The sequence below is a fragment of the Francisella opportunistica genome, from assembly GCF_003347135.1.
GTDB classification, from domain to species: Bacteria; Pseudomonadota; Gammaproteobacteria; order Francisellales; family Francisellaceae; genus Francisella; species Francisella opportunistica.
Genome location: NZ_CP022377.1, coordinates 916,612 through 943,521, shown reverse-complemented (window position 1 = coordinate 943,521; position 26,910 = coordinate 916,612). Strand labels below are relative to the sequence as shown.

The window sequence follows — 26,910 nt, the reverse complement described above, 5'->3', positions numbered from 1 at the left end:
ACCCCTCTAACTATTTCTTTTGAGCAGCCATAGCTTGTTTTTGGAATTCAATCATAGCATTTTGCATTTGATCTGGAGTTAGTTTTGATTGTTTACCAATGATACCATCTTTTAGACCATCAACCATTTCTTGGTTATCTGTAGCAATATTGTTTTGATCCATTTGATTTTTCAATGTTTGTCCCATTGTATATCCAACAGAGTAGCTTACATCATCTTGGCTATCTGCCGCAGCGAAACAAGAAGTGATTAAAGTACCTGCAACTAGCGGCGCTATAAGTAGAGTCTTAGCTAATTTCATTATTTAGTTTCTCCTATTGTTTGGATAATGAATACTTTCTCTTAATAATTCTAACAAACGGTTTATAAATCACAATGTTTTATCCCTCTGTTACTTAATTTTTTTTGTTTATTAATCGCCCAATCAAGATGCTCTAAAATTAATTGATTATCGATAAATTCAGATTTTTTTAGCTCTAAAGCTTGTAAATTCGCGTGGCTAAACGGTGAGTTACCGACAGCTATAGCTATATTTCTTATCCACGCAGCATATCCTATTCTTCGAATAGCTGAGCCTTGGCTATATTTATCAAAATCTGCTGGTGACCATGCTAGTAGTTCAAGAAGCGGTCTATTTACCAAAAAATCACGCTGCTGAAAATCTCTTTCTATTGTTATAGGTGCATAATTGTTAAAAGGGCATACTAGCTGACAATCATCACAACCATAAATGCGTGTGCCAATTTTATCTCTAAGTTCTAATGGTATAGTACCTTTATTTTCAATAGTTAAGTATGAGATGCATTTACGTGAATCAATCATCTTGCCAGCTTGTATTGCACCAGTAGGGCAAAGTTTGATACATGCTTGGCATTTGCCGCAAGAATCTTGGTGCTTGGGTAAATCAGGTAGTTTAGACAAATCAAGATTACTATAGATTACTCCGATAAAAAAAAATGAACCTTGGATTTTATTCAATAACATCGAGCTTTTACCTTGCCACCCTAGACCAGCTTTCTCAGCGAGAGGACGCTCCAAAACTGGAGCACTATCAGTGAAAACCCTAAATTGATGTCCACCTGTTAGTTCATCAATAAACTCACCAAGTTTTTGAAGTTTTTTTTTCATTACTTTATGATAATCTCTACCATGAGCATATATAGAGATATCTGCAATATTGCTAGCTGTTCTAATCCTTTTGAGCTCTGATTTAACATTAATTGGGCGATTAAGATAGTTTAGAGTAGCTACCATGACACTATTAGTACCAGGGGCTAATTCATTGGGGACAAATCTTTTTGAGCCATGTTTTACCATGTAATCAAGATCAGCATGATAATTATTCTCTAGCCATTTGTTATAATAAGGAATATATTCTGAAATATCGCAGTCAGCTTTTGAAATTGAGGAGAGATTAAGATTTTTTATTGCAAAATCTTTTACTTGTTGCCACTGTTGCAAAGAAAGCTCAAGCTTCATGATTAATTATCTGTACGTTTGATATCCCATAGTTTTTCTAGAGCATATAAATTTCTAGTTTCTTCAAGCATGATATGAACAACAATGTCACCAATGTCAACTAAAACCCAGTCAGATTTATTATCACCTTCAATACCTAGTATGGTAATTTCATTATTTTTTAATTCTTGTTCTAAATTTTTTGCTAAAGCTTTTGCATGAGTTGTCGATGACGCAGTTGAAATTACAATTTTATCCATCATATCTGTTAGATGCTCTACATCTATAGCTTGGATATTGATAGCTTTTAAGTCATCAAGAGCTTCTAAAACAATCTCTAGTCTTTGATTTGTTGTCATGAAATTTTAGTATTAAAGTTTTATAAATTTGGACTAAGATTATAACATAAGTTAATCTAAATAATGATATCATTAATAGAAACAAAAGTTTTTAGGGGTAAAAAATGAAGAAAAAGAGTTTATTTCTATTTATGTTTTTAGTTATTTTGACTGTAATAGTTCTAGTGCTATTTTATAGATTTGCGCAGTGGTATGAGCAAATAATGGGGACTATATTTTCATATATAGTAATGATTAGTTTTATATTATTTATATTTGCACCATTTAGGTTTATTAAGGACAAAAAAGCAAGTATTAGTTCCTTTAATTACTTTAAGTATATGGGTGTAACTCTGCTAGCTTTAGGGAAAACAATAATTAATATCTGTAAGCAGGCGATTTTGACAGTTGGTTATGTGGTAACAAGATTATTTACAAATGATCAATCTCAGCACAAGTAACCAAGAGCAAATAATCATAAATAATCAATGCAATATACAGTAGAACAGCAAAAAATCATTAATCATGATATTAACAAGCATGCTTTAGTTTCGGCAGTAGCAGGTAGTGGCAAAACCCAAACTTTAATAGCACGAATCGAGTATCTGGTTAGTAATCAAGTAGCGCCAAATAAAATACTAGTTTTAATGTATAACAAATCAGCACAGCTTGATTTTGCTACACGACTAAAAAAAGTTCTTAAGCCGGAAATTGCCAGGTTAATAAATGTCCGCACAATGCATTCTTTGGGCAATAGTTTTCTCCAAACTTTTGCTAAAGCTGGTTTTGTTAAAGTAGATAAAATTCTCAAGGAATATGAAGTAGATACTGTCATTGTTAAACTACTAAAAACTTATCAAAAAGAATTTAAAATAACCAAAGATATTGATAATGAACGAGTAGAAACATTTAAAGAATATATTTCATTACTAAAGTCAGATTTATCTTTGAATAATAGCAAAATAAAAGGGTTAAATTCAAAAGAGAAAAAGTTATTAGATAAAATCTTTAACCAATTTAATCAAGAATGTGAAAATCAAAAAGCTATAACTTACGATGATATGATATATCTACCAGTAAAGCTTTTTGAAAAAAATAAAACCAGTGTTGCTCAAGCAAGTAATTTGTATTCGCATATAATTATTGATGAATATCAAGATATAAACCAAGTTCAGCAGTTTTTTTTACAATGTTTGGTTGGACAAAATACTTATGTTATGGCTGTTGGCGATGTCGATCAAACTATCTACCAGTGGCGTGGCTCGACACCTTATTATATGTTAGAGGGTTTTAAAAAAGATTTTAAAGATGTCAAGCAATATACACTTTCATACACTTTTCGTTATGGTGACCTAATATCTTTGATGGCGAATAATATTATTGTCAATAATAAAAAACGCCATAACAATTTATGTATAACTTATCCTAAACTAAACAAAACAACCGATATAAGTATTTTAGATAGTAGTGACAAAGTAGTACTAAAACTAAAAGCGCTAATAGAAAGTGGTGTTAAGGCTAGCGATATCGCCATACTGGTGCGTAAGTATAATTCAACTACAGTTTTTGAGTTAAGTTGCCTATATAATGACTTAGCCTATAATATCGTTGCTGATAAAAATATTTTTAGTGAGAATCTTTTCAAAGCTATCTATGGTTATCTAATGTTGATTAACAAAGGTTATGGTTTTGACAAGCACACCCTTGAACAGCGTGTAGAATTTATCAAATCAATGTTAGATTATCCTTCTTTATATCTTAAAAAAGAACTTAAGCTAACACTAGCCACAGCAATTGCTAATGATGTCTCTCAAGCTGCAAATATTATCGCAGCTATTAGCCAAACAGTTGATAAAACATTTAAACAAAAAAATATCTTAGCAATATCAAGTAGTTGGCGTAGTATTTTTAATAATACACGCATAAAAAAATCTGATAAAGCAATTGATTTTATATTACAAAGTTTAGATTTAGAGAAACAAATCTCTAAGGCTTCAGGGGAAACTTATTCAAGTAAATCTAAACTACAGATTATTGAGGGAATGGTTAGTTTTGCTAAGGGCAAAAAAAATACCCTGACAGAATTTATTGAGCTTTTGTATCAGCTTTATATTAGATCAAATCAGCAAAATCACAATAATCCTAATCAAATTCAAATTATGTCGATGCATCGAGCTAAAGGTTTAGAGTGGGAGTATGTTGTTGTTCATGATGCTACAGAGGGGGGATTTTTTGGTGATAAAAACAACAAAGTCTGTAACGAAATCATAGAAGAAGAGCGTCGTTTGTTTTATGTTGCGATTACACGAGTTAAAAAGCATCTATTTATAGTTTCATCTGATGATATACCACGTTTATCCTCTTGGTATCAGATCAAAAAAAACACTTATCCGCATGATTTAAAATGTAAAAATAGCCTTAGGTTTTTGTATGAAGGAAATTTAGTCGAGTGTGAAAAATATTTGAATAAACTTGATTGTCAAGACAAAACTAAATTTGAAAATATAATTTTTAAAAGATACCATGAAAAAATCACAACTGGGTTTGGTTAGCTTTGTGATTGAGAACTACTATCCTTAGTAACTTGTTTAACAGATGGAGCTTTGTCTTGTAATTCAAATGGTTTGTCAGCAAAATACATCGATGGATGAGCTATAATCTTGCCATCTTGGGTTTTACTATACCATTTTCCATCAGTATCAGCACTTGCTGCAAAACTATCTAAAATTTGGATATATTTTTTCCAGCATTGTGCTTTAAACATAGGTTTTTGGCCACTGTTGATATTAACTTTGTGCCAAGTTCTGCCATTATCAGCTGACTCTTGATAAGTAATCAAACAATAGTCTGTTGGTTTTGGAAGAGCAGCTTCTTCTTGAGCTTGTTCTGCTAGCTCTTCTTGTACAGCTTGATAGTGAAAATAGTAAGCAATACCAGAAGCTACTGCAATAACACTAACAATAACTGCAATAATAATTATTTTTTTTTTCATTTTACAGTCTACGAAATGACAACTTATATATGATTATATACTTAAATGTGTTTAAATGCGATTGGTAGAGTTTATTTTGTTTGCCAAAATGGTTTATAATACTATCTGTTTTGAATTTAATAAATCTGTAGCATGATTACTACTAAAGAGTTACGTAATAAATTTATAAATTATTTTGAGTCTAAAAATCATTCACCTCAACCTAGTTCGTCTTTGATTCCGTTTGGTGACGATACTTTATTATTTACAAATGCTGGAATGGTGCAGTTTAAAGATGTTTTTCTTGGAATTGAAAAGAGAGATTTTTCTCGCGCGGTAACAGTTCAAAAATGTTTACGGGCTGGTGGTAAGCATAATGACCTTGAGAATGTCGGCTACACGGCTAGGCATCATACTTTTTTTGAGATGCTAGGTAACTTTAGTTTCGGTGATTACTTCAAAAAAGAAGCTATTAGGTTTGCTTGGGAGTTTTTGACTAAAGAAATAAAACTCCCAGTAGAGAAATTATGGGTAACTATATATGCTAGTGACGATGAGGCTTTTGATGTCTGGCATAAGCATATTGGTTTAGCTAAAGAGAGAATTATCCGTATCGATTCAAGTGATAATTTTTGGTCAATGGGAGATACTGGGCCATGTGGTCCATGTACTGAAATTTTTTATGATCATGGTGAAGAGGTTGCAGGAGGATTACCTGGTACTCCAGAACAAGATGGTGATAGATATATTGAGATTTGGAATATTGTATTTATGCAATATAATCGTCATGCTGATGGCTCTACTACAGATTTACCTAAGCCATCGGTTGATACCGGAATGGGCTTAGAGAGAATCTCAGCTGTGTTACAAAATGTCCATAGCAACTATGAGATAGATTTGTTTCAAGCTTTAATCAAAAAAGCCCAACAAGTAACAAATACTAAGAATATAAACTTACCTTCACTAAAAGTTGTTGCTGACCATATTCGTTCATGTGCTTTTTTAATTGCTGATGGGGTTTTACCCTCTAATGAGGGACGTGGTTATGTTCTAAGAAGGATTACTCGTAGAGCTATTCGCCATGGCAATAAACTTGGAGCAAATCAGATATTTTTCTATAAATTAGTTGAAGAGCTTATAAATCAGATGGGTGAAGCGTACCCACAATTAATTGATAAAAGAGATTTAATTGAAAAAACACTTATAAAAGAAGAAGAACTTTTCTTGAAGACAATTGAAAATGGTATCAAGATATTTGATGCTGAAATAGAAAATCTAAAAGGTGATACAATATCTGGCGAGCTAGCCTTCAAGTTGTATGACACTTATGGTTTTCCTTTTGATTTAACTGCAGATATGGCAAGAGAAAAAGACTTAAAAGTTGACGAAAAAGCGTTCTTAGAGCACATGCAGGCCCAAAAACAAAGATCAAAAGAAGCTGGCAAATTTAATATTGATTATAATAGTTTGATTAACTCACAAATTAAATCAGAATTTAGAGGCTACTCAACACTAATAGAAGATGCAAAAGTTTTAGAAATATATCAAGATGGTCAATTAGTTGATAGTATCGCTGAAGAGGCACCAGCAGTTGTAGTTTTAGATAAAACTCCTTTCTATGCAGAATCAGGTGGTCAAGTAGGTGACAAAGGTACCCTTGAAGGTGTTGGCTTTGAGTTTATAGTTGAGGATGTACAAAAGTCTGGTGAAGCAATCTTACATATTGGTAAATTAGTAAAAGGCCGATTAAATATAAATGATGAGCTAACTGCACAGGTAAATGATCAACGCAGACTTGCTACAGCAGCTAATCATAGTGCTACACATTTATTACATAAAGCTCTGAAAGTAGTTTTAGGCAAACATGTTGAGCAAAAAGGCTCACTTGTTGACGAAAATAGACTAAGATTTGACTTTACCCATGATAAGTCGATTTCTCGTAGTGAAATAGAGCAAATAGAAATTTTGGTGAATCAGCAAATACGTGCTAACTATCCAGTAGCAACTATAGAGACATCACAACAAAAAGCTAAGTCACTAGGGGCCGAAGCATTATTTGGCGAAAAATATGGAGATATCGTACGTGTAATATCTATGGGAGATTTTTCTATAGAGTTGTGTGGTGGTACGCATGTTGCTTATACTGGAGATATCGGTTTATTTAAGATAGTTTCTGAAGGTGGTATCGCCTCGGGAATTAGAAGGATAGAAGCAAGCACAGCTGACAAAGCTATCAGACACACTTTTGCAACCGAAAATAAAATCATAGCGCTTAAAGATAGCCTCAAAGCCAACGATGCTAATTTGATAGATAAAATAAGGTCAGTGCTTGAACAAATAAAAAGTCAAGAGAAACAAATTGCTAAACTTAAAAAAGAGCTGTTATCAGGCTCTAGTAGTGAAATCAAAGAGAGCAATATCAATGATATAAAAGTTGTTGTTGCGAATATCAATGGTGTTGATGTCAAAACCTTGCGTGATAAAATTGATGATTATAAGTCGAAGAATAATAAGCTAATTGCAGTTTTAAGTACAATTAACGCTGATAAGGTACAGTTTGTAATTGGGGTTAGCAATGCTATGACAGCTTTGATTAAAGCTGGAGATATTGCCAAAGAGCTAAGTGGTCATATTGATGGTAAGGGCGGTGGTCGTGCTGACATGGCTCAAGGTGGTGGTAATAATTCTGCAAATATAGATCATGCTTTATCTCAAGTAGAACAGTTCATTTTAGACAATATAAAAAAGTAGTAGTGGTACCTTGAAAGTAGTGCGTAGTAGATATTTATCAATATCCCTGGGTATATTTGGTTGTTGTATTAGTGGTATAGCTAATCCTGTAGCTGACTATACTAGCACTATAAAGCAATCAATAAATAACTCACCGCAGTATAAATTTATTGGTTTCCAGCTTAATTCAAGGCAAATGAGTCCAGCAATACAGCTGGGTCGATTATTACCAAGAATAGATATAGGTGGTTCCATAGCAGCGACTAATATTATAGATCAAAAAACAAAAGCAGGTGGTGACATTGCTGGTGGTCGATTTAATTCGATTCAAGGCTTGTTAACCCTTACACAGCCTTTATATGATTATGGTGCATACAAAGATTTACAATCAGCTGAAGAAACAGCACAGTTTGCCCAACAAGATTATAGGACAAGTTATCAGCAGTTTTTATATGATGTAAGTTATGCATATTTTAATTTAGCTAGATCTATAAAAAATGTCCAGTATAACTCATACAACCTAAAATCAAACAAACAAAGCTTAAATGAGCTAGAAAGTAAATTTAGGGCTGGTACTGCAGACGTTGCTGATTATGAGACTGCAAAAGCTAACTATTATATAGCTGAAGCTGATTATGCTGCCGCTAAGAGAGAGGAAAAAGTTACACGAGCTGAGCTACGTAAATACACTAATAACGATGATGACGTCGTCTTATATAGCAATGAATTTAAAGTCAAAGAACCATCACCTAATGCGGAAGAGGGTTGGGAAGAGCTAACTATGCGTAGCAGTCCATCATATTTAGGCTCGATGCATACTAAAGAGAGTAAATACTATAGCTATCAATCAGCAACAAGCTCATTTATGCCTAAAGTTAACTTCGAAGTTAAGTATTCACCTGGCTTTAATAATGTTAGTTCACTTGGTAATCCAGTATTTGATAATTTTTTACCTTCTAAAGGCACTATAAATGCGTTTTATTTTGGAATTAATTTAACATGGAATATTTTTGCTGGTGGAACAGATTACGCTGAATTAAAAAAAGCCGCTTATGACTATCAATCCTCAGAGTTTAATATGATTCAAACTGGTAGGGTTGCTCAAAATGATGCAATGTATGCTTTTAGATTTGTACAATTAAAGAAAAAGGAAATCGAAGCGTTGCGTAAATCTGTTGCTAGTGCGAAAATTGCATATGAGAAATATAAAGAACGCTATGAGCAAGGTACAACAACGATTACACAGTATTTCATTATTTTAAATCAATACTATCAATTCATTATCCAGCTCAACAATACAGAGTTTGATTATATTATGGGATTTCTAAGTCTATATAAAACCGCTGGTATTTTAACAGCAAAAACGGTGCAAGATTTTAATAATTGGTTACTATTAGGTCAAAATGTGGAGCTATAAAATGCATATATCAACTAAATTAGAGTGTTTTACACACTATAAAGAAAATAATTCTCTGCCAATTTTTGTGATTAATAAGGGTAGTTTCACAGATTGGCTTAGTAGCCAGGATAGTTTTTTACAGAATTTTGTCAAACAGTTTGATGAAAAAAGAAAGATTATAACTATTCCAAATATTTGCGGAAATATTCAAAAAGTAATTTGTCTTGTATCTGAGGATATGTATGGTATTGCAGATCTACCAAATCAGCTACCACAAGGAAATTATCACATTGAATATGCTGATATAGCTGATTTAACACTTTACTATATAGGCTTTGCTTTAGGAAGTTATAATTTTAAAAAATACAAATCTAAACTACAACAGTCAAAAGTAAAATTATTTTTGCCAATAGAATATCGGCATATATTAGCAACTATAGAGGCTAATTATCTAGTTAGAGATATGATTACTACTCCAGCAGAAGATATGGGACCAGCTGATATCGCTAATGTGATACAACAAGTAGCCAAAGAGTTTGCTGCTGATTTTGAAGAAATTGTTGGTCAAGAGCTTGTAAAGCAAGGCTATATGGGTATCTACACTGTGGGTAAGGGCAGTCATAGAGCTCCTAGACTTGTACGATTAAATTGGGGGGATATAAATCATCCTAAAGTATCAATAGTTGGTAAGGGTGTGGCTTTTGATACAGGTGGTTTGGATATCAAACCATCATCAGCAATGCAACTAATGCATAAAGATATGGGCGGTAGTGCCAATGCTATCGGTCTTGCGTATATGCTTATGAAGCATAAATTACCTATCAGATTGAGCTTAGTAATTCCTACAGTTGAAAATGCTATAGATGCAAAATCATATCGACCAAGTGATATTATTAAAATGAAAAATGGCACTAGTGTACAAGTTACCAATACAGATGCTGAAGGACGGCTAATATTAGCTGAACCTCTATATGAGGAAGCACAGAAAAAACCAGATTATTTAATTGATTTCTCAACTTTAACAGGAGCAGCTAGGGTTGCTGTAGGACCTGAGATCGCGGCATTTTTCTGTAATAATGATGATGTTGCTAGCCAAGTATATAAATATGCTCAAGCAACTCAAGATCAAGTTTGGCGACTACCATTAGCCAATTGTTACAGAAAGAACCTAGATACTGAGTTTGCCGATATTTCGCATTGTGATTTATCACCATTTGCTGGAGCAGTAAAAGCGGCATTATTCATGGAGCATTTTGTTGGTACAAAAGATGCACCGACTTGGATTCATTTTGATATGATGGCTTGGAATATCACATCTACACCAGGTAAACCTAAAGGTGGTGAAATGATGGCTGTGAGAGCTATGTTTGAGATGCTCAAAGATAAGTTTGCAGCCTAACTTAACCAACTAATATTCTTATATTATTTCTCTCTAGATTATTATTTTTTAGTAAATAAACATAGCGAGTTTGTTTACTAATATGCCTGAAGTTGTATACTTTATATAAAGAGTGTACAAATTATTAAAATAACCATGCAAAAATCAGTATTAGAACAGCTTAAACAAGTAACAATGGTAGTTGCTGATACAAGTGATTTTGAGTTAATTCAAAAATACAAACCTGTTGATGCTACGACAAATCCTAGTTTAATTCTCAAGGCTGCCAAAGAACAAAAATATTCTAAATTAGTGATAGAAACTATCAATAAAGTAAAACAAACTTATCCAGATCTTAAGCTTGAAGATCTTGTTAAAGAAATAGCTATTGAAATCTTGGTTAGCTTTGGTATCAAAATACTTGATGTCATCGAAGGTAAAGTATCAAGTGAAGTAGATGCAAGAGTATCTTTTAATACCGCAGCAACTATTGACTATGCCAAAAAGATTATTGCAAGATATGAGTCTAATGGTATCTCAAAAGATAGAGTTTTAATAAAAATTGCTGCGACATGGGAAGGTATCAAGGCTGCAAAACTACTGCAAAAAGAAGGTATTAACTGTAATCTTACACTTATTTTTGACAAAGTCCAAGCGCAAGCATGCGCCGAGGCGGGTGTACATCTAGTTTCACCATTTGTAGGTAGAATTACAGATTGGCAAATGCAACAAAATAATTTAAAAAGTTTCCCCGAGATTGAACATGATGACGGTGTTAACTCTGTAAAAGCGATATATGAATTATATAAAAGTCACGGCTTTAAGACAATAGTTATGGGTGCTAGCTTTAGGAATGCTGAACAAGTTATCGCTTTAGCTGGTTGTGATGCTTTGACTATATCTCCGGCTTTACTTGAAGAGCTTGAAAATCGTCATGAAAAATTAGAAGTTAAACTAACAAAAAATGATGATGTAGTTACTCAAGAACCGCAAATTAGCGAATCAAGTTTCCGCTGGCAAATCAATGAAAATGCTATGGCTACTCATAAGTTAGCAGAAGGAATTAGATTATTTACAAAAGATACAATTGAGTTAGAAAATATAATTAAGCAAAGTTTATAATAAATAAGAGGTATTTTTGATGAAAAAGCTTATATTGACATCTATATTAAGTTCTATATTTGTGGCTTCAGCATTTAGTTTTGACAATGCTAATGATAGTGGACAGCTTGATAATACTCTTACCAATATGAGTAATACTGTCCCAAGAGCTGCAAATGTATCACAAAAATCTATGCCGCATGATTCAGTGCGTAATATGCAATCTCATCGCCCAATTATAAATCAAATAAACAAACAACAAGCACCACAAATAGCTAAAAGACATTTAGGCAGTATATCAGAGGAGAATTTACAAGCTTCTCGAGTAACTAGAAAATATCCTAAGCAGAATCCAGCTAACAATAAACCTAATAAAGAGACGGATAAATCTAAGAATGATTCAAAAAATATAGATAAAAACAAAGAGGATGAGAATCTTAATCTAGATAACTTAACTACTCCAGCACCAAAAAATATTAAAGATAATCTTAGAATCAGCGATGAAGATAAATCTCTTAATAGACAAATGATGATGGATGGCCCTCAGGAAGGTTTTCAAAATAACCAGCCAAGAGGTATCGGTGGAACTAGCACTAATTTCTATGCTTAATGTAATATAATAAAAATATTACACAAATAAATCTTATCGATAGACCAAATTCTTTTGCATAATTTTAAGAGCAGAGCCTTTAAATCCTTTTCCAAAATGACTTAAACAAAAATCTTTCAAAATTTCAATATCATAACCTAAATCAAAACCATCAAATGCTGAAGCTAAAACACAAGCATCAATATCTATACCAGCTAGATAGATTTTATTAATATTTTTTTCTTTAAAAAAATCTAACATTGTAGATTTAAATATTGAATAACTGTTTTTCTCAAAAACATTTTTACTATTGGTAAATTCTAAAAGTTCTGCATGAATGTCAATATCAGGAGATTCTTGGCATTCATGCCACTTGAGTATTTTGTAATGATTACTTTTTAAATTATTTACATATTTACTAAAAACAATATAATCAAAATCAGTAGTTTGTATAAGTTTTCTAATTTTTTTAGGTAAAATTTTAGTATGTTCATTTACAAAATAATTTTGAACATCAACAACAACTAGAGCATTTTTAGGCATTTTATTACTCGCTTATTTGGTAAATGTTATCAATTAGGGACTTTAATATTTTCTTGTTCCTTCAATATAATTTGCCATTTTCTTAGTGTAAAGCATACAAGAGTTAAAAATATGGTATATTGAATTGCAGTAATTCCAGCACCTTTATAGATAAATAAAGGAATATATAGAGTATCTGCAGTTATCCATAGATACCAAGCGTTAATACTTCTAGTAATTTGAAAATATAAAGCAGTAAAGCACGTTGCTGTTAGAAAACAGTCAACATAGCTATATGCCGGTAAATTTGAAATAGCAGCATCTTTTTGATATGCATAAAGAAAAGGGGTTATAGATATAGTCAAAATAAATATCAATAAAGCTTTCTTTTTTTCACTGGAGGCTGCTCTTTTGATGTTTATAATAGTTTTACTATTTTTTTCAAGGTGTTTAAGCCATACAAAGAAACCTGCAACATTAGCTAAGAGAAAATAACAGTTTAAAATCATATCACCAAAAAGCTCCCAACTATATAGTAGGTAGATATATATTAATGCTGATATAAATCCAAATATATATACAAAAACACTGCGTTTATATGCACATATAACACTAGCAACACCTATTGATGCTGCAATAGCTTCTAGATAAACCATATAAACATCATAATTATGATATGGCCTAATCAGCCACTCGTAAAGATAATTCATGATTTGACATCACTAATTGATATTATTTTATCTTCGCCTAACGCTAGCTTCATATTATAAAAAGCATTTTTGTGAGCATCAAGGCCATGGAGTGAAGTACTTAAATCTTCAATAACATATGCAATAACTCCATCATCAAACATATCTATAGCGATTTTCAATAAACACACATCAGAAAATATTCCTGCTAAATAAATTTGCTGTGGATTTAAGTTGTTAATTAGTTTTTTCATATCAGCATTATAGACTGTATAATTATGATGATTTATAAAATATGAATTTTTTGGAATTTTTGTTTTTTCAATTAGCTTCCTATCCTCTTGATTTTGAAAGCCTACCCATTTTAACTGTTTCTCAAATAGTGAACCTTTTCTATTTTCAAACATACAAAAACAAACATGATCAAATTTATTATGGTTGTTATTAAATCTATTTATTATAGAATCAAGTTCTTTGCAGTTAAATCCTTTCTGAATATCAATTATAATTAGTAACTTAGACATTATATTTAGATTTTCTTAAGATTTAATTATTTTGATACTAATGTTTAAATTAAATTATTTCAAGGTCTTATTTAGCATTTTAATTAAATACTTATACACACTTATAACCTCGGTAATAATATTTTAGCAGAGCTAAATGAATTGCTAAGTCAATTTAATCATAATTAAATATGCTAATATATATATTTTTAGCAAGCTTATTAAAACTTTCAAATTTAATTAGCAGTGCTCTTAAAAAATTTAAACATATTTTGCTATCACGTTTTGTAAATTTAATAAAGTTATTATATAAACTGAGATCCTTTGATAACTACAAGGAAATACTATAAAATCTACTAGTTAGATTTTTACTAAAGTGGTTTGTATTATGACTTTTCAATACACTAATTTTAAAATTTTAGAAGTAAATGGTGTAGATACTAAAAAATTTTTGCAGGGGCTAACAACAGCAGATTTAAGTGGTTTATCAGCTGATAATGATATTTTGCTGACAGCTTTTGCCAACTTAAAAGGGCGTATTATTTCACTATGTTTTGTCAAATTTATAACTAATGAAAAACTACTCCTTTCAGTTGAGCAAGAGGTTCTTGATGATCTACTAGCGTGGCTGAAAAAGTATGGAACGTTTTCCAAAGTTGCTTTTAGTATTAATGATGATTATGCCTTATTTTTTACGCAGACTGGCTTTTTAAATCACGATATTTTAGCTAAAGATTCTCTAGCTTCTAAGATGACTCTTGAGCAGGTTCAAAAAGAGAATATCTTTAATAAACTAGCAACTATAAATGCTGCTAATTTTGAAAAGTTTCTTCCTGCTGAGTTGGATTTAGATAATGTTGATAAGGTGGTTTGCTACACCAAAGGCTGCTATATGGGCCAAGAAGTTATAGCTAGAATGCACTACAAAGCTAAACTAAAGAAAGAACTAGCAGTATTTAAATCTCAGTCAGATATTACTGATTTTGATTTAAAGGATAGTCAAGGTAAGCCCCTAGCAAATGTTGTTAATAAAGTATTTGTTGATAATCAATGCTATATGTTAGTTGTATTTCATAAACAGGCACCTGAGCAACAATATCACTTAGATAATGGCAAAATTATAACTAAATGCTAGATCATCTTAATCAACAGCAGCAACAAGCTGTCAAATATATAGCAACGCCTTTGCTTGTATTAGCAGGTGCTGGCAGTGGTAAAACTAGTGTAATTATAGAAAAGATTTCTTATCTTATTGAGCAACTTTTATATCCAGCTAAAAGCATTTTAGCGGTGACATTTACCAATAAAGCAGCTAAAGAGATGCAAGAGCGTGTCAAATCGCGGCTTGATAAAGAAGAAACAAAAGGATTGATGATATCTACATTTCACTCGCTTGGTTTATCTATTTTAAAAAAACATTTCACCGAGCTAGGCTATAAGAAAAATTTCACACTTTTTGATAGTCATGATTCTCTTGCTTTAATCTATGATATTGCCTACGATGAATATCAACTATCTAAGCAGAATGCTGGTTTCATCCAAACAAAAATATCTTTTTGGAAGTCAGCATTACTTACTCCTGAACAAGTAGTACCTAAAGATGATTTAGAAGAGCAGGCGGCTTTTATTTATCAAGAATACCAAAGATATCTAAAATCATACAACTCTTTTGACTTTGATGATTTGATATTTCAACCAATTCAGTTATTTAGAAATCATCCTGATATCCAAAAACTTTGGGCAGATAAGTTTAGGTATATATTGATAGATGAATACCAAGATACTAATGAGTCACAATACCAACTGTTAAAATATCTGACCCAAGTTAAAAATAAATTTACTGTAGTAGGTGATGATGATCAATCTATATACGCTTGGAGAGGTTCAAGACCTGAAAATTTACACCATTTACAAGAGGATTTTGCAGATCTAAAGGTTATCAAACTAGAGCAGAATTATCGTTCTACAGGTAGAATTCTAAATGTTGCTAATAAACTTATAGAGAATAATAGCCATATTTTTGAAAAAAAGCTGTGGTCTAATAAAGACTATGGTGAGCAGGTTAAGGTAATTAGCCTGGTAAATGATGAGGATGAAGCGCAATTTATTGCTAGTGATATATTTTTTGATAGAATAAAAACCAAATCTAAAAACTCTGATTATGCGGTTTTAATTAGAAGTAATTATCAAGCTTATCTACTTGAAAGATATATGCAAATGCACAAGATTCCTTATACTATCAGTGGTGGCAGCTCATTTTTCTCTAAAGCGGAAATTAAAGATATTATTTCGTATTTGAGGTTAATTGTTAATCCAGATGATGATAGAGCTTTTTTACGCGTGATAAATACCCCTAAGCGTGAGGTTGGTAGTGCAACTATTCACAAGTTAGGTGAGTATGCAAGCCAGCATCATTGTAGTTTTTTTTATACCTTGCATAATTTAGAAAACTTTGAACTGCGTGATTTTACTAAGAGAAATCTAGTATCTTTTAAGAATATAATACTCAATACCCAACAGCAAATAAACTCAAGTATCTCAGTACAAGAGCTAAAAAATATAATTAATACTTTTATTGATAATATTTCGTATAAACAATGGCTAATAGATTCTAGCTCTTCTGAAAAGCAAGCTGAATTTAGGTATACGAATGTTATTGAAGTTACTAAATGGATTGTAAATCAACTCGAAGACGAGTCATATAATGGCCTTGAGTCATTAGCAACCGTATTAAATAAAATGCTTTTGATAGATATTTTAGATAGAAATAATGAAGATAAAAATGATAATCAAGTCCAGATTATAACTATGCACGCCTCAAAAGGTCTAGAATTTAAAAAAGTCTATATTATGGGGATGGAAGAGGGGATATTACCGCATCAACAAAGTATTGAGGATGATTCAATAGAAGATGAACGTCGCCTTGCCTATGTTGCAATTACTCGAGCTAGAGAGAATCTTACCATCACTATGACTAAACACCGTAAAAAGTTTGGGGAAAAACAAGTTTCGATCCCAAGTAGGTTTATTGATGAGCTACCAGAAACAGACTTATACTGGGTTGGAACAGAAAAAGAATGTGCAGAAACTCGTAAAGAAAATTCAAAACAAAATATCTCAGCATTAAAGGATATGTTTGGCTAGTTTGAGCAAATATATGATATGATTTATCTGCTTAAAAATATCAAAGGTAACTATTTTGATTTCAATTGGAAAATATCACAAATTAAAAGTTCTTGATAAAAGAATTAATTGGCTAATTTTAGATGCTCTAGAGCTTAGTGAAGCAAAATTACCTATATTTGAAATTGATAACCTTATTAAGATCGGTGATTATGTCGAAGTATTTTTGTACCATAATTCTAAATCTGAGCTTATAGCTACTACAAAAAAAGTACCAACAGTGGGAGAGGTCGCTTATTTACAAGTTAAAAATCTTACCAACATAGGTGCATTTCTCGATTGGGGTTTGGAAAAAGATCTTTTTGTGCCATTAGCAGAGCAACATCGTCCTTTTGAAGTTGGTAAGTCTTATATTGTTTATCTATATCTTGATAAGATTAATGGTAAAATTACAGCATCAGCAAAAATTAATAAGTTTATAAAAGATTATGCAAGTGATGAACTAAAGCCTAATCAAGAAGTAGATCTTATAATTGCTAACTCAACAAACATAGGTTATAAAGCAATTATCAATAATAGCTATTGGGGTATACTTTATTCTTCAGAAGTCTTTAGAAGGTTGAGTTTTGGACAATCTACCAAAGGATATATTAAAAACATTCGTGATGATGGTCGTATAGACTTGTCTTTACAACTAGTGCATAAAGATTTAGATAAAAATGCTGCACTTATCGAGAAATATCTTATAGCTCATGATGGTTCAGCACCATTTAATGATAAATCTAACCCAGAAGATATCGCACGCGAATTTGGTATTAGTAAAGCAGCATTTAAGCGTGCTATTGGTATACTTTTAAAACAAAAGAAAATTGTAATAAGAGATAGTGGTATCTATTTGAATGGTTAATTAATAGAAGTTTATTGTTGAGCTTTTTTACGAGCTGCTTCTTTAGCTTGTTGTTTTTTTAGTTTATTAAGTTCTGCAAGTTTTTTTGCATCATCGCCAACATGAGAGAAACCTTGCTGTGCTGCTAATTGAGCTTGCTTTTCACGCTCAGCAAAGCGAGCTTTTTGTTTTTCAGTAACTTTATCATAGCAATGATGACAGCTTATACCTTTAACATATTCATGGCGTTTTTTGTCCTCTTCTGTGATTGGCATACGACAAGCAAAACACTGATCATAGCTACCTTTTTCAAGATCATGGTTTACAGCAACTCTTGAGTCAAACACAAAGCATTCACCTTGCCACATAGATTTTTCTTTCGGTACTTCTTCTAAATACTTAAGAATACCGCCTTGTAAATGATAAACCTCATCAAAACCTTTGGCTTTAAGTAGTGCTGTAGATTTCTCACATCTAATCCCACCAGTACAAAACATAGCTACTTTTTTGTGCTTTTTAGGGTCGAGTCTCTCATCGACATATTGAGGAAATTCGCGGAAATTTTCTGTATGAGGGTTGATAGCATTTTTAAAGGTACCAATTTCTATCTCATATTCATTGCGAGTATCAATAAGCACGGTCTCAGGGTCAGAAATCAATGCATTCCAATCTTTAGGTTCGACATATTTACCACAAACTTTGTTAGGGTCAATTTCATCAACACCTAGAGTAACAATCTCTTTTTTAAGCTTTACTTTTGAACGATAAAAGGGCATTTCTTGATGATAAGACTCTTTATAATCAATATCTATTAGGCGTGGATCTGTTTTTAAATAAGCTAGTAGACCATCTATACTTTTACGTGTTCCTGCAACAGTACCATTGATTCCTTCATTAGCCAAGAGTAGTGTACCTTTGACATTATTTTTTATCATCGTATCTAGAAGAGGTTGGCGCATAGCCTCAAAATCTTCTAATGTAACAAATTTATACATTGCGCAAACAACTATCTGTGACATATATATTTCCAAACAAGTTAGTTATTAACTAAAGACAACATATTATACATTATGTAACAAATATTGGAATGTTTTTGCCAAAGTCATGAAGGTAATCTTTAGATTTAATCCTAATTTTATGTATTTAGTATTCTACTTTTAGATTAGACGTTTTATCATTTTGGAACAATTTATTAAACTGAGTAACTACTTATGTTCTTTAAAAACCTTACAGCATTCAAAATTACAGATATTAATATAGATATATTTGAAGATTCTATGAATAAACTAGCATTTATTGCATGTGGTAATTCACAGCGATCATCGCGTGGTTTTATAAATCCATTTATTAAAGATGAAAAATGTCTATTTAGATTTAATCATTTAGCAGCATTTTGCTTAATGAATGAAGAGAAAATTCTACCAGCTCAAGTAATAAATCAACAAGCACAAGAGTATATAGAAGAGCTTGAGCTAACTAGATACGTAAGCAAAAAAGAAAAAACACAAATAAAAGAGGATATGGAACAGAAGCTATTACCATTAGCTTTCAGTAAATTTAAAAAAACTTATGGCTACCTAGATCTGACAAATAATTATCTAGTTATAGACAGTATATCTGAAAAACAAATTACAGAGGTATTAGATTTACTACAAAGATGTGAAGCACGATTTGAATCTATAATCAAAGAAGAAACAGATATTTTAACAGAATGGCTTGTAGATAATGCTTATCCAATAGATGTCGAAATCGCTGAAAAGTGTAAGCTTACTAGTGCTATTGGTGATAGTATTGCAAATATATCATGTCAAGGTAGTTCTATGCTTAATGATAATATCAAAGCATTTATAAAAAGTGGTGGCTACATCACAGAATTAGCGATAATCTGGCGTGAGCAACTTGTGATGACCGCAAATACTAAACTACAATTTAAAGCAATTAAGTTTTTAGATGGTATTAAAGATTTAAACAAAGAAGATAATTCTGGGCATGAAGTTGACCTACTTCTGATGGCAGATATTTTTGCTGAGCTTATAAATGCTATGCAAAGCTGGATAGTAGAAGAATTGTAGCAGGTATTTTTCTAATAGTGAGTTACTTTTATTAAAAAAATTTTAGCTATTAAAAAAACTATATATTTACTAATTAATTTACCAATAACAAATGTAAGTAATAGAACTATTTAAAAAAATAGTAAACAACTTAATGTAACAGCTAATGCATGATTACTGATGGTATCTAAGTATTACCTTTAAGTTAGATATTGTTTTGGAACAAAAAATTATTTTGGAGTTTATTTTTATTGTGCAGAATTCCCATCAGAATCAGAATCAGAGTCTGCTGTTTGAGATATATTTTTACTTGGTAATAAAGCAGCAATTTGAGTGACCATATTATTAACTAGTTGCCCTTCAAGGTAGGTATATATCCTATCTGCTTGATTATTTTGCGCAAGCTGTGTACCTGCGTTCGACTGCCAGAATTGTTGAGCACTTATAGATTTATTTGGTATTACAGGAGTCTTCTTATAAGGCTTAACAATGTTATAAGTTATTGTATATATTAACTGGTAGGTATTGTTTGATGCACCACCAATAATACTTGTTAGTTGAGACTCTTGTTTAGCATCTTGAATATTTATAATATAGTCAGCAGATTTTTCATCGTTAACAATAATTGCATTGAAGTTTGTTAGATTACGTTTTAATGAATTAGCTAAATTAGCGTAATTATCAGCTTCAATATAAAACTTAGTGCCCGCTAAGCTATCAAAGTTGCCTGCATTGCCATCAGTCAAAACTCCACGTGGATGAAAGCCACAGCTAGCTAATATGACTGTTGCAATAAATAAAAACATAGTATGGATATATTTTAATCTCATCATATTTACCTTATTTGATTACAATATTAATAAGTTTTTGTGGTACATAAATCATTTTGATAATTTGTTTGCTATCTATAAATGATTTGACATGTTCATCAGCTAAAACTGCTTCTTCAACTTGATTTTGAGGTAGTGAAGCATCTAATTCTAACTTAGCTTTTAGTTTACCATTAATTTGTACCACTAAGAGGAATTCATCTTTTTCTAGAGCATTATTATCAACAGTTGGAAAGCTAGTGTGAAGTATATCTTTTCCTAGATTTAATTGTTGCCATAGGTGATGACATAGATGTGGCGTAAATGGTGCTAACACTCTTAGCAAAACACTAAATCCTTCGACTTTAACACTTTCAGAAAGATTGTCATAGTGATTTAGGGTATTTAAAATTTTCATACAAGCAGATACTACGGTATTAAATTGACTTTTGTCAAAGTCAAAAATTGCCTGCTTTAGATTAGAGTGTATTTCAAAGCGTGCTTTTTTATCTTGTTTTGTCAGCTTTTCACACTCTAGAAATATATTTTTGGCAAATATATCTTTATTTAATTCAGCATAATTAAATACTTTACGCAGAAATTTATTTGCTCCTTCAACACCTGTTTCTGACCATTCAAGTGATTGCTCAGGAGGTGCGGCAAACATACTAAATAATCTTACAGTATCAGCGCCATACTTATCAATAAGCTCTTGGGGATCTACAGTGTTACCTTTAGATTTAGACATCTTAGCACCATCTTTTAGCACCATTCCTTGTGTAAGAAGGTTCTTAAAAGGTTCATCTGAACTAAGTAATCCCTCATCACGCATTAATTTGTGAAAGAATCTAGCATAGAGTAAGTGCATGATAGCATGCTCAATACCACCTATATATTTATCTACCGGTAGCCAATAATTAGCTTCTTGATCAAGCATTTGCTTAGCAGTAGGGCAAGTATATCTTGCATAATACCAAGATGATTCAAAAAATGTATCAAATGTATCAGTTTCACGCTTTGCTGGTTTGCCACATTCCGGGCAAGCTACATTTAGAAACTCTGGAATATCCTTAAGTGGTGAGCCTGCCTCTGTTAAGGTTACATCAGTAGGTAATATCACTGGTAAGTTGTACTCTTTTTCTGGTACTATGCCACAGCTATCACAATGGATCATCGGAATAGGACAACCCCAATATCTTTGGCGTGAAATACCCCAATCATGAATTCTAAAATTAGTAGTTTCATAACCTTTATCTTGCTCTATAAGGTATTTCTTGATTGCTTGATAGGCATTTTTGAAGTTTAAACCATCAAATTCTCCTGAATTTATTAGTATGCCTTTTTCAACAAAAGCAGCCTTTTGTAAATCAATTTGTAGTTTTTTATCATTAGACTGTATGACTTGTTTTAATGATATACTATATTTTTGGGCAAATTCCCAGTCTCTTTGATCATGAGCGGGTACAGACATAACAGCACCAGAACCATATCCCATAAGTACAAAATTAGCTACCCAAACATCTACTGTTTCTCCCGAAATAGGGTGAATTACTTTAATTGATGTCTTAAAGCCTTTTTTCTCTTGAGTTGCTAAGTCTGCCTCCATTGTTGATGATTTCTTACATTCATCTATAAATGCTGCTAGCTCTGGATTATTTTTAGCTTCTTCAACAGCAAGAGGGTGCTCAGGTGCTATACCAAGATAGCTTACTCCCATTAGTGTATCAGGACGAGTTGTAAAGACTTGTATATCTTGATTAGAATCTTTAATTTTGAATTTAACTGTTAGCCCTTTGGATTTGCCAATCCAATTAGTTTGCATTATTTTAACTGCATCTGGCCAGCCATCCAATTTGCTTATATCTTGCAAAAGTTCATCAGCATAGTTAGTAATCTTTAGGAACCACTGAGGAATTTCCTTTTTCTCAACTAAAGCACCAGAGCGCCAACCTCTACCATCAACAACTTGTTCATTTGCTAAAACTGTTTGGTCAACTGGATCCCAGTTAACAACTGAGTTTTTACGATATGCTAAACCTTTTTTGTATAGCTGAATAAAAAACCATTGTTCCCATTTATAATAGTCTTGATCACAAGTTGTGACTTCTCTTGACCAGTCAAAACTAAAGCCTAAAGAATCAAGTTGTGATTTCATGTGAGCAATATTACTTTTTGTCCATTCATATGGCGATTTTTTATGCTTAATTGCGGCATTCTCTGCAGGTAAACCAAAAGCATCCCAACCCATAGGGTGAAGGACATTTTTACCTTGCATTTTTTGATATCTTGCAATCACATCGCCAATCGTATAATTACGCACGTGCCCCATGTGTAGCGTACCACTCGGATATGGTAGCATCGAAAGGCAGTAAAATTTTTGTTTATTTTTGTCTTCTACAGCTTTAAAAGAATCATTTTTACGCCAATAATCTTGGGCGGATTTTTCTATATCGCTAAAATTATATTCATTCATTTGAAGTTAAGACCTAGATGTAGATTATAGTTGAATAAAATATGCTAATAATTTTAAGTGAAAATATCATAAATATCTAGATGTTTTCTATTTACTAAAAAATGCTCTCTCAATAAATATTTAATCTTAGAAGTGAGGCGCGTGCCTTTTTGATAATAATTAATTCTCTGAACTATGCTTTAAATTGAACTTTAAAATGACAAATAGTTTTTAGTTTTTTGAATCAAATTATTTTCGAAATTTAGTTAACTCTTAGGTTTTGAATACAAATCATTATCATATATTAATCTCATCGCTTCTATATTACCACTTTGAGCAGCTTTATTAAGCCAGAAAAAAGCTTTTTGTGGATTAGTTTCAATATAGTATGGCTGATTATTGGCCACATAAGATTTTCCTAAAAAGAACATAGCTTCAGCATTGCCAATTTCAGCAGATAAAGTTAAATATTTATTTGCTTTTTCCATTTGCCCTTTAATTTTATAGATGTATGCAAGCGCTAAGTATGCATTAGCACGATAGTGGCGTGGTTGTTTATTATTATTTTTATCAAGAAAAACATCAAAATATTTTATTGCTAAATCCAAATCTTGCTTAACACCAATTCCATAAGTATAAAATATACCTAAGAAATATGGGGAAGTGGGACAGCCTTTTTTGTATAGCTCCATAAAAGCCTTAACAGAATCACTATAATCACTATTTCTATATAGAGAATAAGCCTTAGTATATTCATTTGAAATACAAGCATATGATAGTTGCATGCTTAGAGTTAAGAATATAAAAGTTACCACTAAGATGATTTTATTTTTTAAGCTGCGCATAAGTATTCTCAGATCATGAATTTTAATAAGCAAATAATTACAGTCTAATTAAATATTGTCAATATTATACAACAGCAAATTAAATGTATTATTAAATTAATTTTCAGACATCCATGTTTCTAAGATCACACAGGCTGCTAGAGCATCTACCTTTATATGAGAAACTTTTTTACTTTTGACTTCCTCCAAACGCCATCTAGCTTCACGAGTTGAGTAAGCTTCATTAATAAGATGGATTTTTCTTTGGTATCTTTGCTGCATTTGTTTAGCAAAATCCTTAGCAGCCTTAGTAATATCAGTTTCAAAATCATGGGTGTCTAATGGTAAACCAATAATAATATCTGAAGGGTTCCAGCGTTTGATAATTTTATCAAGCTCAATCCAGTTAGGTATACCATCATAAGCTTCGATTGTACCTATCGGCGTTGCTGTCTTTGTAATCATTTGGCCACTAGCTAAACCGATACGCGCTTTACCATAATCGATAGCTATCAAAGACTGAAACATTAGCAGTTACCTGTATTTTTATTAAATAATGCATCAAGGCTTTGCAAAGTATAGCCAGCATGTTCTAAATGATTTTGCCATTTTACCTTGTTTTCATGATTAAATAAAATTTTCTTACTAAGCTTATTGGTTACAATCCAATCATTTGATTTGATTTCATCTGTAAGCTGATTGGTAGTCCAACAGCTATAACCAACAACTGGCAAGAAATATTCTGGCAAAATATTGTTGGCAAGATCCTCTAAAATATCCATTGAAGCTGTTATTGCTAAACCTTCATCTAATTTTATCGTTGAAGTGTAATTCCGACCATTTGTTGTATGCAATATCATAATTTTATGTGGGCTTATCGGACCGCCCATATAAAGAGGGTAATCTAAAATTTCTTCAAAAGTATTATTATGGGGTATATACAATTCTTCAAAAACATCTCTCAATGTGTCTGTAAGAGGTTTATTTATTATCAAACCCATAGCGCCATGGCGATCATTTTGACACAGGTAAATTACTGATTTAGTAAATACTGTATCATCTTTTATAAGCGGTGTTGCTAATAAAATTTCACTTTTATGATTTTGGTACATATTATATATTTCTTAGTACTAATTAACTTACTTTTTACAAAAATGGCACAAATTAATGCCGCAGTGGCGATAATTTTAGATGAACATAACGCTAAAGTCTATATAAGCCTAAGGCAAAAATTTCAGACATACAGTGATTATTGGGAATTTCCAGGGGGTAAGCTTGAAAAAGATGAAACTTTTGCAGAATGTATTAAAAGAGAAATTAATGAGGAAGTTGGTATAACTGCAAATGTAGTGAAGCCTTACATGACTAAAAAACACATCAATAAAGATAAGATAGAAGTAAACTTACATTTTTTCATTATTGATGATTTTGAGGGTGTTCCATATGCAAAAGAAAATCAACAACTAAAACTTGTAAAAATTTCTGAGCTTAATAATTTTAAATTTCTTCCTGCTAGTTTAGACATAATCAAAAAACTACAACAAGATTATTTATAGTTAATCCAAACAAACTTATTAATCAAAAAATAAATCGGCAAAATTAAATAGTTAAAAGGGCTTATCCACAAGAATAAATTATGTTTTCACACATTTAATTAATTTAACATAATATATATTATGCGAATGTTTATAAGTTTGTGAAAAAAATTGAATACTTTGCAAACCATTGATTTTAAAGGCTTTTATGGTGAGATTTGCAAAATAAATTAGATGTTTATGTACTTGTGTTCAAGTTTTAGATTATTTGTAGAATTAAAATTTATAACTGCTGTTTCATCATTAAGTTCTGTCTTAATAATAAAATTCATGTCTTTGTTTTTTTTATAAAGTCGATTTATAAAATTTTTCTTACAATTATTTTCAAGTAATCTGATTTCTTGGCCAGCTATTGTTTCTAAATCTTTCCATGCATTTCTTACTAAAACTCTAATATCTGGATTAAAAATTCTGTTAAGAACATGTTCTAGATTTACCTCTTGTAATGAGTCTTTATTATCTGAATAATAATTTGACTTAATTATTGATAATAAAGTCCTCATCTTTTGATTTTCTTTTATGACACAATATCTTCTAGACATCTTAGATTCTCCTTAGTATATATAAAGTTACTAACATAAACAGATTAATTAATATGATGAAAAATAATTTTTTTACTAAATATTAATGTTAATTTATTATTTTCCATCATCATCAAACCCACTTAAACTTTCTGTTTTTAATAAAAAACTTTATATAAAAAATACTAATAAAGAAAATCTTCTAGTATGAGGTTCATAAAACATAATGAACTTATTTACCATAATAGCTATTAAAAAAGAGAAAAAATAGTCTTGCAAAATAGCAAAAAATGCTCTCAATATTGGAAAATATCGCTTTTATCATTTATAAGAAATTCTTATAGCAAAAAATCTTGATTTGTATATAATCATCATATCTATTAGCTAAATATATTGAAAATACTAACTTTTTACTAACTTAGTAGTATGATTTATTATTCAAATAGCTTATTAGTTGACAAAATAATCGCTATAAAAAATCTTTTATATTTATGTGGGCCGATGTGATTTTTTATAACTTATTTTGATAAATTAAATTAATTTTCTAAGTTATACTTATTAATATTAAATTTTTTTGTAAAATCATTCGCAAGAAGTATAATAATTTTAAACCATATCAAAACTATGTAGATGTTATGAAGAGATTGCCTTATTCTGAAATTATAGAAGTTTATGCAGCTTTATTACCTTGGAGTGTTATCAATGCCTAAGACTAAATATGAGCTTTTAAAAGAGAATATAAAAGAGATATCAGATAATTGTGATTGGGGAAAAGGTTATTACGATAAATTAAGCCTGCCTAGTGGTTTATGTTTTGGTCTAGCGTATATGTGGGGACAAGCTGCCTTAGCTAAAGATCAAAAAACTTTCTATGACCGTCTAGAGATCTTGACAAAAGACTATAGTAAAAAAAAAGTAGAAAACTTAGTGAGACTATAAAAGAATATACTAAGCTAAAACGTGGAGATAAG

At 31.4% G+C, this 26,910-nt stretch carries 27 protein-coding genes; 13 read left to right on the top strand and 14 right to left on the bottom strand.

The window, feature by feature from the left end; genetic code table 11:
* Positions 1-10: 10 nt before the first annotated feature.
* The 3 genes from fipA to rsfS form a co-directional block, all read right to left on the bottom strand.
* Positions 11-301: an infectivity potentiator lipoprotein FipA gene (fipA, locus tag CGC45_RS04660; RefSeq protein WP_071629186.1), complete on the bottom strand. Its 291-nt coding sequence runs from the start codon at positions 299-301 to the stop codon at positions 11-13.
* Between the two features lie 62 nt (positions 302-363).
* The gene (gene queG / locus CGC45_RS04655) at positions 364-1,479 is read right to left on the bottom strand and encodes a tRNA epoxyqueuosine(34) reductase QueG (protein WP_071629185.1); all 1,116 of its coding nucleotides are present in this window, start codon (positions 1,477-1,479) and stop codon (positions 364-366) included.
* A 2-nt stretch (positions 1,480-1,481) separates the two neighbouring features.
* A complete protein-coding gene (rsfS, locus tag CGC45_RS04650; RefSeq protein WP_071629184.1) occupies positions 1,482-1,817 on the bottom strand; it encodes a ribosome silencing factor in 336 nt (111 codons plus the stop codon).
* Positions 1,818-1,921: 104 nt separating this feature from the next.
* On the opposite strand from rsfS, the gene CGC45_RS04645 reads away from it, so the two are divergent.
* Together CGC45_RS04645 and CGC45_RS04640 are read left to right on the top strand one after the other, a co-directional pair.
* Positions 1,922-2,257 (top strand): hypothetical protein, encoded by a 336-nt coding sequence (locus CGC45_RS04645; protein ID WP_071629183.1) that lies wholly within the window; start codon positions 1,922-1,924, stop codon positions 2,255-2,257.
* Positions 2,258-2,284: 27 nt separating this feature from the next.
* Positions 2,285-4,348, top strand: a complete 2,064-nt coding sequence (locus tag CGC45_RS04640) for an ATP-dependent helicase (protein ID WP_071629182.1) — start codon at positions 2,285-2,287, stop codon at positions 4,346-4,348.
* Here the strand turns inward: CGC45_RS04640 and CGC45_RS04635 are convergent.
* Positions 4,345-4,788 (bottom strand): hypothetical protein, encoded by a 444-nt coding sequence (locus CGC45_RS04635; protein WP_071629181.1) that lies wholly within the window; start codon positions 4,786-4,788, stop codon positions 4,345-4,347. The genes CGC45_RS04640 and CGC45_RS04635 overlap by 4 nt on opposite strands.
* A 132-nt stretch (positions 4,789-4,920) precedes the next feature.
* Here CGC45_RS04635 and alaS point away from each other — a divergent pair, with 132 nt between their 5' ends.
* The 5 genes from alaS (at position 4,921) to CGC45_RS04610 (ending at position 11,985) form a co-directional block, all read left to right on the top strand.
* A complete protein-coding gene (gene alaS / locus CGC45_RS04630; protein ID WP_071629180.1) occupies positions 4,921-7,518 on the top strand; it encodes an alanine--tRNA ligase in 2,598 nt (865 codons plus the stop codon).
* 10 nt (positions 7,519-7,528) lie between these two features.
* Complete coding sequence (locus CGC45_RS04625) at positions 7,529-8,914, top strand: TolC family protein (RefSeq protein ID WP_071629179.1); 1,386 nt, start codon at positions 7,529-7,531, stop codon at positions 8,912-8,914.
* Between the two features lies 1 nt (position 8,915).
* Positions 8,916-10,295, top strand: coding sequence for a M17 family metallopeptidase (locus CGC45_RS04620; protein ID WP_071629178.1), 1,380 nt, complete (start codon positions 8,916-8,918; stop codon positions 10,293-10,295).
* 135 nt (positions 10,296-10,430) lie between these two features.
* Positions 10,431-11,396, top strand: coding sequence for a transaldolase (gene tal / locus CGC45_RS04615; protein ID WP_071629177.1), 966 nt, complete (start codon positions 10,431-10,433; stop codon positions 11,394-11,396).
* Between the two features lie 19 nt (positions 11,397-11,415).
* Positions 11,416-11,985, top strand: coding sequence for a hypothetical protein (locus CGC45_RS04610; RefSeq protein WP_071629176.1), 570 nt, complete (start codon positions 11,416-11,418; stop codon positions 11,983-11,985).
* Positions 11,986-12,018: 33 nt separating this feature from the next.
* On the opposite strand, the gene CGC45_RS04605 is transcribed toward CGC45_RS04610, so the two are convergent.
* From CGC45_RS04605 to CGC45_RS04595, 3 genes are read right to left on the bottom strand one after another with little or no spacing between them, the layout of a single operon-like run.
* On the bottom strand, positions 12,019-12,507 hold the full coding sequence (locus CGC45_RS04605; protein ID WP_071629175.1) for a cysteine hydrolase family protein: 489 nt from the start codon (positions 12,505-12,507) through the stop codon (positions 12,019-12,021).
* A gap of 29 nt (positions 12,508-12,536) precedes the next feature.
* Positions 12,537-13,196, bottom strand: coding sequence for a nicotinamide riboside transporter PnuC (gene pnuC / locus CGC45_RS04600; protein WP_071629174.1), 660 nt, complete (start codon positions 13,194-13,196; stop codon positions 12,537-12,539).
* On the bottom strand, positions 13,193-13,699 hold the full coding sequence (locus tag CGC45_RS04595; protein WP_071629173.1) for an isochorismatase family protein: 507 nt from the start codon (positions 13,697-13,699) through the stop codon (positions 13,193-13,195). Before CGC45_RS04595 ends, pnuC begins: the two co-directional genes overlap by 4 nt.
* A 367-nt stretch (positions 13,700-14,066) precedes the next feature.
* On the opposite strand from CGC45_RS04595, the gene ygfZ reads away from it, so the two are divergent.
* The 3 genes from ygfZ to CGC45_RS04580 are packed head-to-tail and all read left to right on the top strand — an operon-like array spanning position 14,067 to position 17,708.
* Positions 14,067-14,813: a CAF17-like 4Fe-4S cluster assembly/insertion protein YgfZ gene (gene ygfZ / locus CGC45_RS04590; protein ID WP_071629172.1), complete on the top strand. Its 747-nt coding sequence runs from the start codon at positions 14,067-14,069 to the stop codon at positions 14,811-14,813.
* Positions 14,807-16,822, top strand: coding sequence for a UvrD-helicase domain-containing protein (locus CGC45_RS04585; RefSeq protein WP_071629171.1), 2,016 nt, complete (start codon positions 14,807-14,809; stop codon positions 16,820-16,822). The genes ygfZ and CGC45_RS04585 overlap by 7 nt, the downstream gene beginning before the upstream one ends.
* Before the next feature lie 55 nt (positions 16,823-16,877).
* Positions 16,878-17,708 carry a CvfB family protein gene (locus CGC45_RS04580; protein WP_071629170.1) on the top strand — a complete coding sequence of 277 codons (831 nt, stop codon included), beginning with the start codon at positions 16,878-16,880 and terminating at the stop codon, positions 17,706-17,708.
* 11 nt (positions 17,709-17,719) lie between these two features.
* On the opposite strand, the gene trhO is transcribed toward CGC45_RS04580, so the two are convergent.
* Positions 17,720-18,706: an oxygen-dependent tRNA uridine(34) hydroxylase TrhO gene (trhO, locus tag CGC45_RS04575; protein WP_071629169.1), complete on the bottom strand. Its 987-nt coding sequence runs from the start codon at positions 18,704-18,706 to the stop codon at positions 17,720-17,722.
* A gap of 192 nt (positions 18,707-18,898) precedes the next feature.
* Between trhO and CGC45_RS04570 the strand changes: the two genes are divergently transcribed.
* Positions 18,899-19,759, top strand: a complete 861-nt coding sequence (locus tag CGC45_RS04570; RefSeq protein ID WP_071629168.1) for a recombination-associated protein RdgC — start codon at positions 18,899-18,901, stop codon at positions 19,757-19,759.
* 227 nt (positions 19,760-19,986) lie between these two features.
* On the opposite strand, the gene CGC45_RS04565 is transcribed toward CGC45_RS04570, so the two are convergent.
* The 5 genes from CGC45_RS04565 to CGC45_RS04545 all read right to left on the bottom strand — a co-directional run bounded on the left by CGC45_RS04565 (position 19,987) and on the right by CGC45_RS04545 (position 24,935).
* Positions 19,987-20,571 carry an LPS-assembly lipoprotein LptE gene (locus tag CGC45_RS04565; RefSeq protein ID WP_084387440.1) on the bottom strand — a complete coding sequence of 195 codons (585 nt, stop codon included), beginning with the start codon at positions 20,569-20,571 and terminating at the stop codon, positions 19,987-19,989.
* Positions 20,572-20,578: 7 nt separating this feature from the next.
* A complete protein-coding gene (gene leuS / locus CGC45_RS04560; protein WP_071629166.1) occupies positions 20,579-23,020 on the bottom strand; it encodes a leucine--tRNA ligase in 2,442 nt (813 codons plus the stop codon).
* Positions 23,021-23,265: 245 nt separating this feature from the next.
* Positions 23,266-23,784 carry a tetratricopeptide repeat protein gene (locus tag CGC45_RS04555; RefSeq protein ID WP_257211269.1) on the bottom strand — a complete coding sequence of 173 codons (519 nt, stop codon included), beginning with the start codon at positions 23,782-23,784 and terminating at the stop codon, positions 23,266-23,268.
* 156 nt (positions 23,785-23,940) lie between these two features.
* Positions 23,941-24,351, bottom strand: a complete 411-nt coding sequence (ruvX, locus tag CGC45_RS04550; protein WP_071629164.1) for a Holliday junction resolvase RuvX — start codon at positions 24,349-24,351, stop codon at positions 23,941-23,943.
* Positions 24,351-24,935 (bottom strand): YqgE/AlgH family protein, encoded by a 585-nt coding sequence (locus CGC45_RS04545; RefSeq protein WP_071629163.1) that lies wholly within the window; start codon positions 24,933-24,935, stop codon positions 24,351-24,353. Before CGC45_RS04545 ends, ruvX begins: the two co-directional genes overlap by 1 nt.
* Positions 24,936-24,977: 42 nt before the next feature.
* Between CGC45_RS04545 and CGC45_RS04540 the strand changes: the two genes are divergently transcribed.
* Positions 24,978-25,379 carry a (deoxy)nucleoside triphosphate pyrophosphohydrolase gene (locus CGC45_RS04540; protein ID WP_071629969.1) on the top strand — a complete coding sequence of 134 codons (402 nt, stop codon included), beginning with the start codon at positions 24,978-24,980 and terminating at the stop codon, positions 25,377-25,379.
* Positions 25,380-25,588: 209 nt separating this feature from the next.
* Here CGC45_RS04540 and CGC45_RS04535 read toward each other — a convergent pair whose 3' ends face one another.
* Positions 25,589-25,960 (bottom strand): normocyte binding protein 2b, encoded by a 372-nt coding sequence (locus CGC45_RS04535; RefSeq protein WP_071629162.1) that lies wholly within the window; start codon positions 25,958-25,960, stop codon positions 25,589-25,591.
* 681 nt (positions 25,961-26,641) lie between these two features.
* Between CGC45_RS04535 and CGC45_RS04530 the strand changes: the two genes are divergently transcribed.
* Complete coding sequence (locus CGC45_RS04530; protein ID WP_071629161.1) at positions 26,642-26,878, top strand: hypothetical protein; 237 nt, start codon at positions 26,642-26,644, stop codon at positions 26,876-26,878.
* The last annotated feature ends 32 nt before the right edge of the window (positions 26,879-26,910 follow it).

Coding starts and splice junctions, on each gene's coding strand:
- CGC45_RS04645 (WP_071629183.1), top strand. CDS start 1,922: ATGAAGAAAAAGAGTTTATTTCTATTTATGTTTTTAGTTATTTTGACT.
- CGC45_RS04640 (WP_071629182.1), top strand. CDS start 2,285: ATGCAATATACAGTAGAACAGCAAAAAATCATTAATCATGATATTAAC.
- CGC45_RS04610 (WP_071629176.1), top strand. CDS start 11,416: ATGAAAAAGCTTATATTGACATCTATATTAAGTTCTATATTTGTGGCT.
- CGC45_RS04545 (WP_071629163.1), bottom strand. CDS start 24,935: ATGTACCAAAATCATAAAAGTGAAATTTTATTAGCAACACCGCTTATA.
- fipA (WP_071629186.1), bottom strand. CDS start 301: ATGAAATTAGCTAAGACTCTACTTATAGCGCCGCTAGTTGCAGGTACT.
- CGC45_RS04635 (WP_071629181.1), bottom strand. CDS start 4,788: ATGAAAAAAAAAATAATTATTATTGCAGTTATTGTTAGTGTTATTGCA.
- CGC45_RS04540 (WP_071629969.1), top strand. CDS start 24,978: ATGGCACAAATTAATGCCGCAGTGGCGATAATTTTAGATGAACATAAC.
- CGC45_RS04620 (WP_071629178.1), top strand. CDS start 8,916: ATGCATATATCAACTAAATTAGAGTGTTTTACACACTATAAAGAAAAT.
- alaS (WP_071629180.1), top strand. CDS start 4,921: ATGATTACTACTAAAGAGTTACGTAATAAATTTATAAATTATTTTGAG.
- CGC45_RS04605 (WP_071629175.1), bottom strand. CDS start 12,507: ATGCCTAAAAATGCTCTAGTTGTTGTTGATGTTCAAAATTATTTTGTA.
- leuS (WP_071629166.1), bottom strand. CDS start 23,020: ATGAATGAATATAATTTTAGCGATATAGAAAAATCCGCCCAAGATTAT.
- pnuC (WP_071629174.1), bottom strand. CDS start 13,196: ATGAATTATCTTTACGAGTGGCTGATTAGGCCATATCATAATTATGAT.
- ruvX (WP_071629164.1), bottom strand. CDS start 24,351: ATGTTTCAGTCTTTGATAGCTATCGATTATGGTAAAGCGCGTATCGGT.
- ygfZ (WP_071629172.1), top strand. CDS start 14,067: ATGACTTTTCAATACACTAATTTTAAAATTTTAGAAGTAAATGGTGTA.
- CGC45_RS04530 (WP_071629161.1), top strand. CDS start 26,642: ATGCCTAAGACTAAATATGAGCTTTTAAAAGAGAATATAAAAGAGATA.
- CGC45_RS04555 (WP_257211269.1), bottom strand. CDS start 23,784: ATGCAACTATCATATGCTTGTATTTCAAATGAATATACTAAGGCTTAT.
- CGC45_RS04595 (WP_071629173.1), bottom strand. CDS start 13,699: ATGTCTAAGTTACTAATTATAATTGATATTCAGAAAGGATTTAACTGC.
- CGC45_RS04565 (WP_084387440.1), bottom strand. CDS start 20,571: ATGATGAGATTAAAATATATCCATACTATGTTTTTATTTATTGCAACA.
- trhO (WP_071629169.1), bottom strand. CDS start 18,706: ATGTCACAGATAGTTGTTTGCGCAATGTATAAATTTGTTACATTAGAA.
- CGC45_RS04535 (WP_071629162.1), bottom strand. CDS start 25,960: ATGTCTAGAAGATATTGTGTCATAAAAGAAAATCAAAAGATGAGGACT.
- queG (WP_071629185.1), bottom strand. CDS start 1,479: ATGAAGCTTGAGCTTTCTTTGCAACAGTGGCAACAAGTAAAAGATTTT.
- CGC45_RS04570 (WP_071629168.1), top strand. CDS start 18,899: ATGTTCTTTAAAAACCTTACAGCATTCAAAATTACAGATATTAATATA.
- rsfS (WP_071629184.1), bottom strand. CDS start 1,817: ATGACAACAAATCAAAGACTAGAGATTGTTTTAGAAGCTCTTGATGAC.
- tal (WP_071629177.1), top strand. CDS start 10,431: ATGCAAAAATCAGTATTAGAACAGCTTAAACAAGTAACAATGGTAGTT.
- CGC45_RS04585 (WP_071629171.1), top strand. CDS start 14,807: ATGCTAGATCATCTTAATCAACAGCAGCAACAAGCTGTCAAATATATA.